Here is a 16021-nt window from a genome sequence, read left to right as displayed (position 1 = left end):
TGAGTCCGTTATAATATTAAATCAATTTAATGAAGCAGTTATTTTTTCTTTTTTCGGTATTTTTTAGCCTTTCAACATTTGCACAGATAGATAAAGTAGAGCCTCCATTTTGGTGGAGTGATATGCATCAGGAGAATCTACAAATCATGTTCTATGGTAAAGATATTTCGCAACATGAAGTGTCTGCTCCAAAAGATGTGGTGATAGAAAATGTGCTTAAAACAGAGAATTCTAATTACATATTTGTAACTATCAAAACTAAAGATCTTCCCACAGGTTCTTATACTTTTAATTTCAGCAAAAAAGGAACTAAAGGATTTTCTAAGGCTTATGAGTTGAAAGAAAGAAGGGAAGGATCTACTATCAGAAAAGGTTTTGATGCCAGCGATGCGATGTATTTAATTATGCCAGATCGTTTCGCGAATGGAAATCCAGATAACGATTCTAACGTTAATCTTACAGAAAAAGCAAATAGGGAATTACCCGGAGGTCGCCATGGTGGGGATCTTCAAGGAGTGATCAATAATTTGGATTATTTGGAAGACCTGGGAGTGACAGCTTTATGGAGCACACCTCTTTTAGAAGATAATGATAAAGCTTATTCTTACCATACCTACGCACAAAGTGATGTTTATAATATAGATCCGAGATATGGTTCTAATGAGGATTATAAAAAATTGGCTGCAGAGATGCATAAGCGCGATATGAAACTGGTAATGGATTATGTTACCAATCATTGGGGGGCAGAGCATTGGATGATCAAGGATCTTCCAACTTACGATTGGATCCATCAATTCCCCGGATATGCGAATTCTAACTACAGAATGTCTACTCAGAATGATCCCAATAGGTCTCAGATAGATTGGAGATACTGTGTAGATGGTTGGTTTGTAAGTACTATGCCAGATCTAAATCAGAGTAATCCATTGGTGTTGAACTATCTTACCCAAAATGCTATTTGGTGGATTGAGTATGCCAATTTGGATGGTTTTCGTGTGGACACTTATTCTTTTAATGATAAAGATGGAATTGCCAAGTGGACAAAAGCAATCATGGATGAATATCCTAATTTCAATATTGTTGGGGAAGTTTGGATGCACGATCAGGCACAAATCTCTTATTGGCAAAAAGATAGCCCAATTGGAGCGATCCAAAGCTATAATTCCAATTTACCCTCTGTAATGGATTTCACTTTGCATGATGCCTTGATGACGGTTTTTGATGAAGAAAATCCTGGCTGGGACACCGGAATGATCAAGGTTTACGAGAATTTCGTGAATGATTTTTTATATGCCGATATCAATAATTTGTTGGTCTTTGCCGGAAACCATGATACCAATAGGATTAATGGGATTTACAAAAGCGATCTTAATAAATACAAACTAGTAATGACTTTGGTGCTGACTACACATGGAATTCCACAATTGTATTACGGAGATGAAATAGGGATGGTTGGAAATAAAGAAAAACTTGGTGATGGCGATATTCGTAGAGATTTTCCAGGAGGCTGGATAGGAGACGATAACAATGCTTTTACTGAAACAGGAAGAAATCAGGATCAAGAAGCTTATCATGCTTTTACCAAGAAATTACTGAATTATAGAAAAGAGAAGGAAGTGCTGCACTTCGGGAAATTGCTCCAGTTCTTACCAGAAAACAACGTGTACGTTTATTTTAGATATGATGAAAATGAGCGGGTTATGGTGGTGATAAATAATAATCCTGAAGCACAGGAATTAGAGCTCACTCGTTATGCTGAGGGTTTAGATGGAATAACTACTGGAAAGGAAATATTGTCTGGTAGTGAGATCTCTTTAGATAAGACTTTGAAAATTGAAGGGAAATCTTCGATGGTGATAGAATTGAGATAATTTTTTACGTCATGCTGAACTTGTTTCAGCATTCCTGTAAGTCGGGGGAAGACCCTGAAACTCCCGATAGTTCGGGACAGGGTGACGCTCAAAACAGATCAATGTATGTTCGAGCGGTTCGGCTTCGCTCAGGATAAACTAAAGTCTAGAAAGATCAATGGAGCAGAATCTCTTCGATAAGAGATCCCTTCTTCCTTCGGGGGGAGACCCTGAAACTCCCGATAGTTCGGGACAGGGTGACGCTCAAAACAGATTAATATGAGTTCGAGCCGTTCTGCTTCGCTCAGGGTAAACTAAGGTCGAGGGATTTCAATGGAGTAGAATCTCTTCGATAAGAGATCCCTCCTTCCGTCGGGATGACAACACAATGTCTTGGTAGTTAAAGACAGGGTAACGATTTGTTCAAATTAGTATCGATAAAAAGACATTTATAATAATTTATAAAACTGAAATAAGGTCATGAAGATCCATCTAAAACATATAAAATGCCTGTTTCTTTTGATTTTCATTGGAATGAATTCAGGGTTTATTTCTGCTCAAAATGCAAATAGAACTTTTAAGAGTATCCAACAGAATTCAGATGTTGTAAAGGTTAGTACCAATGATGGAACTTATAGATTTCAGGCATTCACGCCAGAGATTCTGGAAACGAGTTTTATCCCATCTGGAGAAACCTATACCGAAGATTCATATTCTGTAGTTCTAAAGCCTTCAGAAATAGCACCAACGGTTACAGAAGAAGCTAATTCAATTAAAATTGCAACTTCTGGTATTACAGTGATTATCAATAAAAAACCTTTTCAGGTAAAGTATTTCTATGAAGGAGAAGAGGTAATTTCAGAAAAAACCGGTTATTCCAAATCTGAAACTCATGAAAAGCTCGATTTCAATATAGCGGAATATGAAATGCTATTTGGAGGAGGAGCCCGCGCTTTGGGCATGGACAGAAGGGGAAATAGATTAGAATTATACAACCGAGCAGATTATGGCTACGGTACAAAATCTGCTTTACTGAACTATACCTTACCAATCGTGTTGTCTTCAGAAAAATATATGTTGCATTTTGATAATGCACCTATAGGATTTTTAGATCTGGATAGTGATCATTCTAACACCTTAAGCTATGAAACGATTAGTGGGAGAAAGACCTATCAACTAATTGTTGGGAAAACATGGGAGAAGATCATTGAGAATTATACACTTTTAACCGGGCGCCAGCCATTACCACCAAGATGGGCCTTTGGTAATTTCTCAAGTAGATTTGGATATCATTCCCAAAAAGAAGTCGAAAAAACGATTGCTAAATTCAAAAAAGACAGCATTCCGGTAGATGCCGTTATTCTTGATCTTTATTGGTTTGGACACGATATAAAAGGGACCATGGGAAATCTGGAGTTTGTGAAAGATTCTTTCCCGGAACCAAAACAAATGATCTCAAAATTAGCAGATCAAGGAGTAAAAACGATCCTAGTTACAGAGCCATTTATCCTAACCACTTCCAAAAAATGGGACGAGGCAGTAGAGAAAAATGTATTAGCTACAGATTCTGTAGGGAATCCGTTCAAATACGATTTTTACTTTGGGAATACAGGATTGGTAGATATTTTTAAACCAAAAGCACAAGATTGGTTTTGGAATATCTATAAAGATCTTAAATCTTTGGGAGTAGCTGGATGGTGGGGAGATCTTGGAGAACCAGAGGTACATCCAACAAAACTACAACACAGTATTGGATCTGCAGATGAGGTTCATAATATCTACGGACATTATTGGGCGAAAATGATAAAGGAAGGATCTGAAGCCGATTTTCCTGAAGAGCGTCCTTTTATTTTAATGAGAGCGGGTGCAGCAGGATCACAACGCTTCGGATTAATACCTTGGTCTGGAGATGTTAATAGAGGTTGGAATGGTTTGAAACCACAACCAGAGATAAGCTTACAAATGGGATTACAAGGCTTGGCATATATGCACTCCGATTTGGGTGGTTTTGCTGGTGCTCTTGAAGATGATGAGTTATATATCAGATGGTTACAGTATGGAGTTTTTCAGCCAATATTCCGTCCACATGCGCAAGAAGACGTGGCTTCGGAACCAGTTTTTAAAAATGAGAAGACTAAAGCATTGGCTAAAAAAGCCATTGAATTGAGATATAAATTATTGCCTTATAATTATAGCTTGGCCTTCGAAAATCATATTTCAGGGAAACCATTAATGAGACCTTTATTCTTTGAAGAGCCTGAAAATTATAAGATGTATGCTGTTTCCAACACCTATTTATGGGGAGATAGTTTCTTGGTTTCACCAGTTTTAAACCCGGGAGTTACTTCCAAGGAAGTGATTTTTCCATCAACCAATAATTGGTTCGATTTCTATACGAGCAAGAAATATGCAAAAGGAACGGTAGCTTCTGTAAATGTAGTAGAAGATCATATTCCGGTATTTGTTAGAGGTGGCGCTTTTATTCCTATGGCAAGGCCTATGCAAACCACTGCGAACTATGATGCTTCAACTCTAGATGTTTATTTTTATTACGATGAGCAGGCTAAAAAAAGCGATGCTGTTATATTTAATGACGACGGTAAAACTCCGGATGCATTCGAGAAAGGCATGTTCGAATTAGTGAAATTGGAATCTGAATTAGATGTTGATGCAGTAACTATTAAGATTAAAAAGGAAGTAGGGAAAAATGCCACTTCAGAAATAAAATTAATAGATCTCCATATAGAGAACCTTGAAAAAGAAGTGCAGTTTGTTTATGTGAACGGAATAAAATATACAGGTAAGAATTATATGCACTTAGAAAAATTAAACATCCCTGTGAGATTTGATCAAAACGAAACGATTATAAAAATAGAATTCAATTAATTTAAACTTAATATACTATGATTAAAAAAATGGCATTAGCATTTTGCATGGTTGCTGTAATGGCATCTTGTAAAGATGAAAATAAAGAAAAGAGAGATTCAGAAACTCCAAACGAGGAGCAAAAAGTTAGTATTGAAGACAGCGATCTTGAGAATGCTGTGATCTATGAGGCGAATATTCGTCAATATTCTCCAGAAGGGACTTTTAATGCATTTACGCAAGATATTCCGAAGTTGAAAGAATTAGGTGTAAAAGTGATCTGGGTAATGCCGGTATATCCTATTTCTATGAAGAATAGAAAAGCTACAGGTGGAAAAATGGTTAGTGAAATTGAGGATGAAAAGGAACGTGAGAAATATTTAGGTAGTTATTATGCGATTGCAGACTACACTAAAGTGAATCCTGAGTTTGGAACTATTGAAGATTTTCAAAACATGGTAGACGTAGCTCATGAGAATGGAATGTTCGTGATCATGGATTGGGTAGCAAATCACACAGGATGGGATCATCCTTGGATTGAGCAGCATCCAGAATATTATACTCAAAATGAAGCGGGAGAAATTGTAGATCCTCTAAACCCGGAAACTGGAGAATCTTGGGGATGGACAGATACTGCAGATCTTAACTACGACAATAAAGAGCTTTGGACAGCTATGACAAAGGAAATGAAATATTGGGTAGAGAATCATGGTATAGATGGGTTTAGAGCAGATGTTGCCGGAGAAGTTCCAACGGAATTCTGGAAACAAGCGGTATCAGCTATTAAGGAAGTAAAGCCGGTATTTATGTTGGCAGAATCTGAAAAGAAAGATCTTTTTCATGATGCTTTCGATATGGGATACAACTGGGAAGGACATCATATCATGAATGAGATGGCTCAAGGAAAGAAAACTGTTGCCGCTTGGGACGAGTATATGACCAAAATTGACACTTTATATCAAAAAGACGATTTCTTAATGAACTTTATCACCAATCACGATGAGAATTCATGGAATGGTACGGTTAACGAAAGAATGGGAGACGCAGGAGAAGCTATGTTGGCACTTTCTTACACATTGCCGGGAATGCCATTGATCTATAGTGGGCAGGAATATGACATGGATCACAGACTATTATTCTTTGAAAAAGATAGTATTCCAAAAACTAAGGGTAAAGTTTGGCCGTTAATGGTAAAATTTGGTGAGCTTAAAAACACCAACTCAGCTCTTGCTGGTGGAAAAGAAGCTGCAGCGTACACTAGATTAAAAACAACAAAAGATGATCAAGTATTAGCTTTCTCAAGAGGAAGTGGAGATGATATGTTGATCTATGTTGCAAATCTTACAAAAGCTCCTGTAAAATTCAAGATGGAGTTGGATGGTAAATTTCAGGATTATATGAGCTCTGGAGAGGTAGAACTTGAGAAGGATATGGAATTGGAATTTAAGCCTTGGGAATACAAAATATTGATAAACAACTAAGTAATTTTACAAAATCTTTAAAAAAGCCTCAATATTGAGGCTTTTTTTATGAGTTATTAACCGAAAACGTTTTAGTAAAAGAGTTCATTAGGAATTAAGGAACAAATCAGATAGCTTTACAGTAATGCAAGTAAAAATTAAGAAAATAGGAGTACTTACTTCAGGGGGCGATGCTCCAGGAATGAATGCCGCAATCCGCGCGGTGGTGCGAGGTTGTGCCTTTCAAGAAATTGAATGCGTAGGTATTTATAGAGGATATCAAGGCTTAATAGAGAATGATTTTGAAGAGCTAAATGCGAGATCTGTTCGAAATATTATAAGCCGAGGTGGTACTTTTTTAAAATCTGCCAGGTCAAAGGAATTTCAAACCAAAGAAGGAAGAAGAAAAGCATACGAGAATTTAATAAATGCTGATATCGATGCATTGGTGGTTATTGGCGGAGATGGAACTTTTACAGGAGCATTGATCTTTAACGAAGAACACAATTTTCCGGTAATAGGAATTCCTGCAACAATAGATAATGATATTAATGGTACCGATTTTACGATTGGGTACGATACGGCTTTAAATACCGTAGTAGAAGCAATAGATAAGATTAGAGATACTGCTAGCTCCCATAATAGATTATTCTTGATTGAGGTAATGGGGAGAGACGCAGGAGATATAGCCTTGAATAGCGGAATTGGAGCAGGAGCAGAGGAAATCTTAATTCCGGAGGAAGATAGAGGGATAGAGCGTTTAGTAGAATCTCTGAAGAAAAGCAGAAAATCAGGAAAGACCTCTAGTATCATTGTGGTAGCTGAAGGAGACAAAAGTGGGAAAAATATTTTTGAACTCGCCGAGTACATAGAAGAGCACCTTGAAGATTATGAAATTAGAGTTTCTGTGCTAGGGCACATTCAGCGTGGAGGATCTCCAAGTTGTTTTGACAGGGTTTTGGCAAGTAAACTAGGAATTGGCGCTGTTGACGCACTTATAAATGGAGAACGTACCATTATGGTTGGAATCCATCATCAAAAAGTAGTTTCGGTACCATTGGAAATAGCAATCAAAAATGGTGCTAAATACGATAAGAATTTAAGAAGAGTCGCTGATATTACTTCAGTATAATAATTGAAAACACATATTATGAGTACTAAAATTGGAATAAACGGCTTTGGCCGAATTGGACGAATAGCTTTTAGAAATGCTATTTTAAATGATGCAGTAGAAGTGGTAGCTGTTAATGATCTTTTAGATGTAGATCAACTGGCATACCTATTAAAGTACGATTCTGTTCACGGAAGATTTGACGGAGAAGTTGAAGTGAAGGATGGTCATTTAGTGGTTAATGGAAAGACAATTAGAGTTACTGCAGAGCGCAACCCTGAAGATTTGAAATGGGATGCAGCAAAAGTAGAGGTAGTTCTAGATTGTACTGGAATATTTACAACTAAAGAATCTGCTGGAGCACACCTTAAAGCAGGAGCAAAAAAGGTTGTGATCTCTGCACCATCTAAGGATATACCAATGTTTGTAATGGGAGTTAACCATATGGACGTAAAAGCGGAAGATACTATTGTGTCTAATGCATCATGTACAACTAACTGTTTAGCGCCTTTAGCTAAAATTATAGATGATGAGTTTGGATTGATAGAAGGTTTAATGACCACTGTTCATGCAACCACAGCATCTGAGTATACAGTAGATTCTCCAGATAAGAAGAATCATAGATTAGGAAGAAGTGCTTTAAATAACATTATTCCTACTTCTACAGGAGCGGCCGTGGCGGTAACTAAAGTGATCCCTTCTTTAAAAGGAAAACTTACTGGAATGGCTTTTAGAGTACCTACGGTAGATGTTTCTGTTGTTGATCTTACAGTGAGAACTGAAAAATCTGCTACTTATGAAGAGATAAAAGCTGTATTCAGAAAGGCTTCAGAAGGAGCTTACAAAGGTGTCGTTTCTTATACTGAAGACATGGTAGTTTCTCAAGATTTTGTATCTAATCCTTACACTTGTAATTTTGATGCTGAAGCAGGGATAGCTCTAAACGATAACTTCTTTAAGTTAATAGCTTGGTATGATAATGAATATGCATATTCTGCTAAATTAGTTGAACTTGCAGCACACGTAGCTTCAATTTAAATTATAATTTGCCATTTATTAATGCGATAAGTTGAAAATAAATGGCGAATTTTATCTTATAAAGAAATTAAAATGATATTAATTGCTGATGGTGGTTCCACCAAATGTGACTGGATCCTGCTGAATAATAAGGGAGAATTGGTTTTCCAAACTCGAACTAAAGGATTAAATCCTGCTGTTTTTCCAGAAGCGATGTTGGAACAAAGAATTGAAGAAAACCCTGATTTATTTGAAGTTAGGAATGAGATTGAAAAAGTTCATTTTTTTGGAGCAGGTTGCGGAACTGAAATTCCGCGTAAACTTTTGCAAGATATAATTGCTAATTTCTTTACCAATGCTTCTGATGTAATGGTTAAAGAAGATATGGTTGCTGCAGCATATGCCGCTACCACTGAGCCCGGGATCGTTTGTATTTTGGGTACGGGTTCTAATAGCTGTTATTTCGATGGAAAAGATGTTCACATGGCTGTAGAATCCTTAGGATATATCCTTATGGATGAAGCTAGTGGGAATTACTTCGGAAAACGTTTAATAAGAGATTATTACTACAAAAGAATGCCACCAGATATCGCTGCTAAATTTGAAAAAGATTTCAATTTGAATAGTGACGAGATCAAGAGGAATCTTTACAAGAAAGAAAATCCAAATACGTATTTAGCTTCTTTTGCTGAATTCATTTTTACTAATGAGCGAAATGGGTATTTCTACAAATTAGTACATGAGGGAATAAAGGAATTTATGCATACACGTGTACTTTCATTTAAACAAGCTCAAACAGTGCCCATTCATTTTATAGGAAGCATCGCCTATTTTAGTCAGGATATTATTAAAGCGGTTGCCCAACCTTATAATCTTGAAATAGGAAATATTATTCGCAGACCTATAGATGCTCTTATTGAACACTATAGAAAAAACGTGTTAAATAACTAACAGTCAATCTACCATAAATTTTTACTATATTTAAAATCAGGAACCTCGGGGAATTAAACCATCAATGAGTGATTAAAATGATATTAGATGCTAGTAAAAGTTTATGGTAGCGCTGTTTTTGGAGTAGAGGCTACCACAATTACTGTAGAAGTAAATGTAGCAACTGGTATCGGTTATCATTTGGTAGGTCTTCCAGATAACGCCATTAAAGAAAGCAGTTTTAGAATTGCTGCTGCACTTCAAAACAATTCTTATAAATTCCCAGGTAAAAAGATCACCATTAATATGGCACCAGCCGACCTTCGCAAAGAAGGATCTGCTTATGATCTAACCCTAGCACTGGGTATTCTTGCAGCATCCAATCAAATTAAAGCCACAGATATTGGAGATTTTCTTATCATGGGAGAACTTTCTCTAGATGGAAGCTTACAACCCATTAAAGGAGCCTTGCCAATCGCGATAAAAGCAAAAGAGGAAGGTTATAAAGGATTTATTCTGCCAATCCAAAATGTAAAGGAAGCTGCTATTGTCAGCGGACTTGAAGTATATGGGGTTTCAAATATTTTGGAGGTGATAAATTACTTCGATAAAGGAACTCCGCTGGAAAGAACCATTATAGACACTAAGAAGGAATTCTATAATAATCTGGATCATTTGGAGCATGATTTTGCCGATGTAAAAGGCCAAGAAAGTATAAAACGCTGCATGGAGATCGCAGCAGCGGGTGGGCATAATATAATTCTTATTGGTCCTCCGGGAGCGGGAAAGACCATGCTAGCTAAAAGGCTACCTAGTATTCTTCCGCCAATGACGCTTCAAGAGGCACTGGAAACAACTAAAATTCATAGTGTGGTTGGGAAGTTGAAAGAGCATGTTGGATTGATGTCTCAAAGACCTTTCAGAAGTCCGCATCATACAATTTCGGATGTAGCATTAGTTGGAGGCGGTGCGTACCCACAACCTGGTGAAATTTCTCTATCCCATAATGGAGTTTTATTTCTGGATGAATTACCTGAGTTTAAAAGAGGTGTCTTAGAGGTTATGAGGCAACCATTAGAAGATAGGGAAGTGACAATCTCCAGAGCGAAATTTACGGTAACTTATCCTTCAAGTTTTATGTTGGTGGCAAGTATGAATCCTAGTCCTAGTGGTTTCTTTAATGATCCTGGTTCTCCTATGTCTTCTTCTCCAGGAGAAATGCAGCGCTACCTTAGTAAAATAAGCGGCCCATTATTAGACAGGATAGATATCCATATTGAAGTAACTCCAGTTCCTTTTGAAAAATTAAGTGAGGAGCGTACGGGAGAAAAAAGCGTAGATATAAGAAAAAGAGTTACTCAGGCCAGGCAGCTTCAGACAGAGCGTTTTAAAGATAATGAAAAAGTGCATTACAATGCTCAAATGAGTGTGAAGCAGATTTCCGAATATTGCAAACTGGAGGATTCTTCAAAAGCGCTCCTGAAATCCGCAATGGAACGTCTAAATCTTTCAGCAAGAGCTTATGACAGAATACTTAAAGTTTCTCGCACTATTGCCGATCTTTCCGAAAGTGAAAACATTCAAGGAAGTCATATTTCCGAAGCTATTCAATATAGAAGTTTAGATAGAGAAGGTTGGTTAGGTTAAAATTTTCCTACATAACTATCGCTTACATAAGATTTTAATACATTTGAGAAATATACTTAAAGACACACCTACTTGAAAACAAAAATAACACTATTGAGTCTATTGCTTATCTTTTTGATAGGTTGCAAAGGAGAAGAGCGAAATAAGGCAGATATAAACAAAAATGAAGAATCTGATAGTGTCAATAATTCGGATATTTCAATGGATTCTATCCTGGGTACAGAAAGTGTAGAACTTAACCTCGATCAGGCAAATAAACTTGCGGCTTTACCATTAGCCTGCATCAATACCGAATATCCTAACAAGTTAGGTCAAACTTTAGGTAGTAAACAAGATCTTAAAACGCCAAAAGAGTTACATCCTGCATTTTATGGATGTTTCGATTGGCATTCTTCGGTACATGCGCATTGGACTTTAGTAAAATTGTTGAAACAATTCCCTAAACTTGAAAAAGCAGAGGAGATCAAGGCGAAATTAGAAGAATCTCTCTCTAAAGAGAATATCGCAGCAGAGGTAAAGTATTTTAAAACTGAAAACAATAAGGATTACGAACGTACTTATGGATGGGCCTGGTTGCTTAAATTGGCTCAAGAGCTTCAAACTTGGGATTCTGATTTAGGAAATGAATTGGCCGGAAACTTAAAGCCGTTAACAGATCTTATGGTTGCTAATTTCACGGAATTTCTTCCGAAGCTGATCTATCCTATTCGAGTTGGAGAGCATACCAACACAGCATTCGCATTAAGTTTTGCTTACGATTATGCTGAAGCAGTTGAAAATTCTGAATTTCAAGAACTAATATCGGTGAGAGCAAAGGAGTTTTATCTAAAAGATGATAATTGCCCTGTAACCTGGGAGCCAAGCGGATTTGACTTTTTATCTCCTTGTTTACAAGAGATAGATATTATGCGAAAGGTATTGCCAAATGCTGCTTTTCCATTATGGATAGAAGATTTTATGCCAGAATTAAAGAATAAAGATTTCGATATGGCTGTTGGAGAAGTGTCTGATAGAACCGATGGAAAGTTGGTGCATCTAGATGGACTTAATTTTAGCAGAGCATGGGTGTTATATGGACTTGCTAATAAATACCCAGATAAATATTCCCATTTAAGAGCAGTAGCAGATCGTCACGTCTCCAAATCGTTCCCTAATTTAGTGGGGGACAGTTATGAAGGAGGTCATTGGTTAGGTAGTTTTGCATTATACGCCTTGCAGGAATCTAAGGCGCAAAAGTGAAAAATTGGTTTAAAAATGTAGGTCCGGGAGTTTTGGTGTCGGCTGCATTTATTGGTCCGGGAACTGTTACCGTTTGTACACTGGCCGGTGTGAATTTTCAATTTGCATTATTATGGGCACTATTATTATCAATTATCTCATGTATTGTGCTTCAAGAAATGGCTGCGAGATTGGGGATTGTATCTCAAGCTGGTTTAAGTGAAAGCATAAGAAAAGAAATTCAGCACCCAATTCTTAGAGGTTTAGCCATAACCTTGGTACTTTCAGCTATTGTAATAGGAAATGCAGCTTATGAAGCTGGAAATATTACCGGTGCGGTTTTAGGTATTACAGCAGTTTTGTCTCCTTTAGAAGTTCAGCTTGGTTCTTCATTTAGCCTTAATATTTGGAGCGTTTTGATAGGTGCAATTGCTTTTAGTTTGCTCTATATAGGTAATTATAAAATTTTAGAACGGGTTTTTATAGGATTGGTGGCTCTAATGAGCATATCTTTTATAATCACCGCTTTTCTTACTCAGCCTGATTTTTCGGCTATTTTAGAAGGAATGTTCGTTCCAAAAATGGGGACCGACGGAATCTTAACTGTAATAGCCCTTGTTGGAACTACTGTAGTTCCTTATAATTTATTTTTACACGCATCTTTGGTTAGTGAGAAATGGAAGGATGCTTCTAAAATTAAAACAGCAAGAAAAGAGCTTACAGCCGCCATAATTTTGGGCGGAATTGTGTCTATGGCAATCGTAATCTGTGCCGCTGCTCCAAATCTGGTAAACGTGTCTTCTGCAGCAGATCTGGCAGTTGGTTTAAACCCTTTGTTTGGAGAATATGCCACTTGGTTTATAGCAATTGGTTTGTTAGCAGCCGGAATCACCTCTGCTATCACAGCACCATTGGCTTCTGCCTATGTGGTAAAGGGATGTTTTGGTTGGGAGAGTGGAATTAAATCTGCTAAATTTAGAGCTGTATGGATAAGTATATTAAGTTTAGGAGTGTTGTTCTCCTCACTGCGGTTTAGTCCTATAGAGATCATTCGGTTTGCGCAAATAGCTAATGGTTTACTATTACCCGTTATTGCGATGTTCCTTTTCTGGATAGTTAACAAAACATCTGTAATGGGAAAGTATAAGAACTCCTTACTCCAAAATATTTTAGGTACCATAATTATTGTGATTTCTATATTCCTGGGTGCAAAGTCCATTTATTCAGTGCTTCAAAATTTCTAAAACTAATACTATGAAAACAATTCATCTTAACTGCGATCTAGGAGAGGGTGGAAAGTATGATGCCCAATTGATGCCACATATCTCGGCATGTAATATCGCCTGTGGAGGGCATGCTGGAGATGAGGAAACGATGCTGAAAACAGTCTTGTTGGCTATGGAATTTAATGTAGAAATTGGAGCACATCCTTCTTATCCGGACAAAGAAAATTTTGGAAGACGGTCTTTAAAGATCTCAGAAAATGAACTTAAAAGATCCATCCAGGAACAGCTTTTTTCGCTTCATGAAATAGTAAAAAAAGAGGGTGGTAAATTAACTCATATTAAACCTCATGGAGCACTTTATAATGATGCCGCAAAGGATGAAAAAATAGCTCAGATAATTTTGAATTCTATAGCAGAATCTGACTTAGATTTGAAGCTTTATGCTCCTCAGAATTCTACTATTTCAGAGCTTGCAAATGGCAAAATAGAAGTTGTTTTCGAAGCCTTTGCAGACCGAAATTACAACCCTGATTTCAGTCTAGTTTCTAGAACAAAAAACAATGCCTTGATCACTCAAAAAGAAGCTGTTTTTAAGCATCTTTTTTCTATGTTTTCTGAAGGTGAAATAGCCTGTGAAAATAACCTAAAAATATCATCTGCTGCAGCTACTTTTTGTCTTCATAGTGACACCCCAAATTCGATAGAAATATTAGAATTTTTAGTTGAAAAATTTAATACTTTGAATATTAAAATAGCGTAAGTATGAAACATAAATACCCACAAATAAAACCGATGGGGGATAGAGCTATCTTGATAGAGTTTCAACCAGAAATCAATGAAAAATCCCTTAATAAACTTCTAAGTTTTAAGGAAATTATAGAAAAGGAACTAATTGAAGATAAGGTTGAGGTGATTAATACATATCACTCATTATTAATTGTTTATGTATCCACTATAGAAAACATCTATGATAAGGTTTTTGCACTAAAAGAGCTTGTTTCCAAGGCTAATATAGGAAAAAATATCAACTCACAAATTTTTCATATCCCAGTGTGTTATGACGAAGAATTTGGATTGGATCTTGAGCTCATTTCTATGGAGAATAATTTGAAAATTCCGGACATAATTCAATTACATACTACCCCAATATACACAGTTTATTTTACTGGTTTTTTACCCGGATTTTTATACTTGGGAGGTCTTGATGAAAAGCTTCAAATTTCTAGAAAATCATCCCCTAGAATGAAGGTTGAAAAAGGGGCTGTTGGCATAGGTGAAAAACAGACTGGAATTTATCCAAAAACCAGTCCGGGTGGATGGCAGATAATAGGAAATTCTCCAATGACTTTTTTTGACAAAAATAGGAATCCTCCTTGTATAATTTCGTCCGGAGATAAAGTAAAATTTTATTCGGTTAGCAAGTCTCAATATTTTCAAATTTCTGAAGAGATAAAGGTTAATAATTTTCAATTAAAAAGAGAAAAATATCATGGGTAAAATCGAGGTTCTACATCCGGGATTATACTCTTCTCTTCAAGATTTGGGGAGGCATAATTTCCTTAAATATGGAGTGCCTCAAAGTGGGGTAATGGATTCTTATGCCGCTAAAAAAGCAAATCTTATTTTGTCTAATTCAGAAGCTGCCCCCGTTTTAGAAATTACACAATTAGGACCTAAATTGAAATTTTCTGAACCCACTCAATTAGCAATTTGTGGGGCTTATTTAAATCCGAAAATTAATGAATCTGTGGTTCGGAATAATCGAATTATCTCACTTGAAAAAGGAGATGTTTTGTCTTTTGGCAAGAGAGTTATAGGTTGCAGGGCATATATTGCGATTGTTGGTGGTTTCATTTCTAAAAAAGTTTTAGGGAGTTATAGTTGGTATAACGGAATTACTAAATTTGAGATGCTTAAAAAAGGAAGTACTATTAAGTATTCCAGCGCAGAGCGTTCATTACATAGTTTAAATGCAACGGTGAAAGTGAAGGACGAGTATTTAAATGAAAATGTTATTCAGGTATTTCCAGGACCAGAATATGAGTTGTTATCCTCTTTTCAGAAAAAGGTGCTTATGGAATCCGCATTCCATATTGATATAAACAATAATAGAATGGCTATTCAGATTAAAGAGCCTTTGGATAACGATTTAGATCCTGTTATCACCGGCCCTGTGTTGCCTGGAACGCTGCAGTTAACTCCATCGGGAAAATTAATTGTGTTGATGCGGGATTGCCAAACCACGGGGGGGTATCCAAGGGTTTTGCAGCTTTCTGAAAATGGAATTAATACAATAGCTCAAAAAGTAATAGGCGATCAGATTTTATTTAAGCTTATTGAAATAAAATGAAGCAATGAGCGTTTAAAAAACACTAAAAGGTTAAAAAAGAAAAAGTGTCAATTAATAGTGGTCAAAAGATTTAAAGCCCTACCTAAAAATCGATTTACACCTTTAACGACACTTTTTTAACCTTAACTTATAAAAGCTAACTAAATGAATACTCAAAAATAAGCTTGACTCTAAATTCTCACAAGGGGGTTTTTCCCCTTTTTCACAATATTGATATTTATACCTGCTTTTTGAGAAATTGACTATCCTAAACTCATTTTGAAATTTAAATAAAAAGGTGTCGTTTTAGTGTTCTTCGATCTATTATTAGCCCCACCTAGTAATAAATCACACCTTAAACGACACTT

General features: G+C 36.5%; 12 protein-coding genes. All 12 read left to right on the top strand.

What is annotated here, in order from left to right; genetic code table 11:
* The first annotated feature begins 29 nt into the window (after positions 1 to 29).
* The 12 genes from ES724_RS05810 to ES724_RS05755 all read left to right on the top strand — a co-directional run bounded on the left by ES724_RS05810 (position 30) and on the right by ES724_RS05755 (position 15674).
* Positions 30 to 1871 carry a glycoside hydrolase family 13 protein gene (locus ES724_RS05810; RefSeq protein WP_146930832.1) on the top strand — a complete coding sequence of 614 codons (1842 nt, stop codon included), beginning with the start codon at positions 30 to 32 and terminating at the stop codon, positions 1869 to 1871.
* Between the two features lie 513 nt (positions 1872 to 2384).
* Entirely contained in the window at positions 2385 to 4736 is a 2352-nt protein-coding gene (locus ES724_RS05805; protein WP_246136830.1) for a glycoside hydrolase family 31 protein, read from the top strand.
* Positions 4737 to 4765: 29 nt separating this feature from the next.
* The gene (locus ES724_RS05800; RefSeq protein ID WP_246136829.1) at positions 4766 to 6196 is read left to right on the top strand and encodes an alpha-amylase family glycosyl hydrolase; all 1431 of its coding nucleotides are present in this window, start codon (positions 4766 to 4768) and stop codon (positions 6194 to 6196) included.
* A 124-nt stretch (positions 6197 to 6320) separates the two neighbouring features.
* Positions 6321 to 7307, top strand: a complete 987-nt coding sequence (pfkA, locus tag ES724_RS05795; RefSeq protein ID WP_146930823.1) for a 6-phosphofructokinase — start codon at positions 6321 to 6323, stop codon at positions 7305 to 7307.
* Between the two features lie 18 nt (positions 7308 to 7325).
* Complete coding sequence (gene gap, locus ES724_RS05790; protein WP_146930820.1) at positions 7326 to 8324, top strand: type I glyceraldehyde-3-phosphate dehydrogenase; 999 nt, start codon at positions 7326 to 7328, stop codon at positions 8322 to 8324.
* A gap of 72 nt (positions 8325 to 8396) precedes the next feature.
* Complete coding sequence (locus ES724_RS05785; RefSeq protein ID WP_146930817.1) at positions 8397 to 9254, top strand: N-acetylglucosamine kinase; 858 nt, start codon at positions 8397 to 8399, stop codon at positions 9252 to 9254.
* 87 nt (positions 9255 to 9341) lie between these two features.
* On the top strand, positions 9342 to 10880 hold the full coding sequence (locus ES724_RS05780; RefSeq protein WP_146930814.1) for a YifB family Mg chelatase-like AAA ATPase: 1539 nt from the start codon (positions 9342 to 9344) through the stop codon (positions 10878 to 10880).
* 72 nt (positions 10881 to 10952) lie between these two features.
* Entirely contained in the window at positions 10953 to 12119 is a 1167-nt protein-coding gene (locus ES724_RS05775; RefSeq protein ID WP_246136828.1) for a DUF2891 domain-containing protein, read from the top strand.
* A complete protein-coding gene (locus ES724_RS05770) occupies positions 12116 to 13342 on the top strand; it encodes an Nramp family divalent metal transporter (RefSeq protein WP_146930811.1) in 1227 nt (408 codons plus the stop codon). Before ES724_RS05775 ends, ES724_RS05770 begins: the two co-directional genes overlap by 4 nt.
* Positions 13343 to 13352: 10 nt before the next feature.
* The gene (gene pxpA / locus ES724_RS05765; protein WP_146930808.1) at positions 13353 to 14084 is read left to right on the top strand and encodes a 5-oxoprolinase subunit PxpA; all 732 of its coding nucleotides are present in this window, start codon (positions 13353 to 13355) and stop codon (positions 14082 to 14084) included.
* 2 nt (positions 14085 to 14086) lie between these two features.
* Complete coding sequence (pxpB, locus tag ES724_RS05760; protein ID WP_146930805.1) at positions 14087 to 14821, top strand: 5-oxoprolinase subunit PxpB; 735 nt, start codon at positions 14087 to 14089, stop codon at positions 14819 to 14821.
* Positions 14814 to 15674, top strand: coding sequence for a 5-oxoprolinase subunit C family protein (locus ES724_RS05755; RefSeq protein ID WP_146930802.1), 861 nt, complete (start codon positions 14814 to 14816; stop codon positions 15672 to 15674). The genes pxpB and ES724_RS05755 overlap by 8 nt, the downstream gene beginning before the upstream one ends.
* Positions 15675 to 16021: the final 347 nt, after the last annotated feature.

The sequence above is a fragment of the Gillisia hiemivivida genome (assembly GCF_007997295.1).
Classification (GTDB): domain Bacteria; phylum Bacteroidota; class Bacteroidia; order Flavobacteriales; family Flavobacteriaceae; genus Gillisia; species Gillisia hiemivivida.
Note: the sequence above shows the minus strand (reverse complement) of the source record. Positions and strands in the feature narration are given on the sequence as shown.

What these genes read in the sequence shown, in the direction of transcription:
- ES724_RS05810 (WP_146930832.1), top strand. Translation starts at nt 30, where the DNA reads ATGAAGCAGTTATTTTTTCTTTTTTCGGTATTTTTTAGCCTTTCAACA.
- ES724_RS05805 (WP_246136830.1), top strand. Translation starts at nt 2,385, where the DNA reads ATGAATTCAGGGTTTATTTCTGCTCAAAATGCAAATAGAACTTTTAAG.
- ES724_RS05800 (WP_246136829.1), top strand. Translation starts at nt 4,766, where the DNA reads ATGGCATTAGCATTTTGCATGGTTGCTGTAATGGCATCTTGTAAAGAT.
- pfkA (WP_146930823.1), top strand. Translation starts at nt 6,321, where the DNA reads ATGCAAGTAAAAATTAAGAAAATAGGAGTACTTACTTCAGGGGGCGAT.
- gap (WP_146930820.1), top strand. Translation starts at nt 7,326, where the DNA reads ATGAGTACTAAAATTGGAATAAACGGCTTTGGCCGAATTGGACGAATA.
- ES724_RS05785 (WP_146930817.1), top strand. Translation starts at nt 8,397, where the DNA reads ATGATATTAATTGCTGATGGTGGTTCCACCAAATGTGACTGGATCCTG.
- ES724_RS05780 (WP_146930814.1), top strand. Translation starts at nt 9,342, where the DNA reads ATGCTAGTAAAAGTTTATGGTAGCGCTGTTTTTGGAGTAGAGGCTACC.
- pxpA (WP_146930808.1), top strand. Translation starts at nt 13,353, where the DNA reads ATGAAAACAATTCATCTTAACTGCGATCTAGGAGAGGGTGGAAAGTAT.
- pxpB (WP_146930805.1), top strand. Translation starts at nt 14,087, where the DNA reads ATGAAACATAAATACCCACAAATAAAACCGATGGGGGATAGAGCTATC.
- ES724_RS05755 (WP_146930802.1), top strand. Translation starts at nt 14,814, where the DNA reads ATGGGTAAAATCGAGGTTCTACATCCGGGATTATACTCTTCTCTTCAA.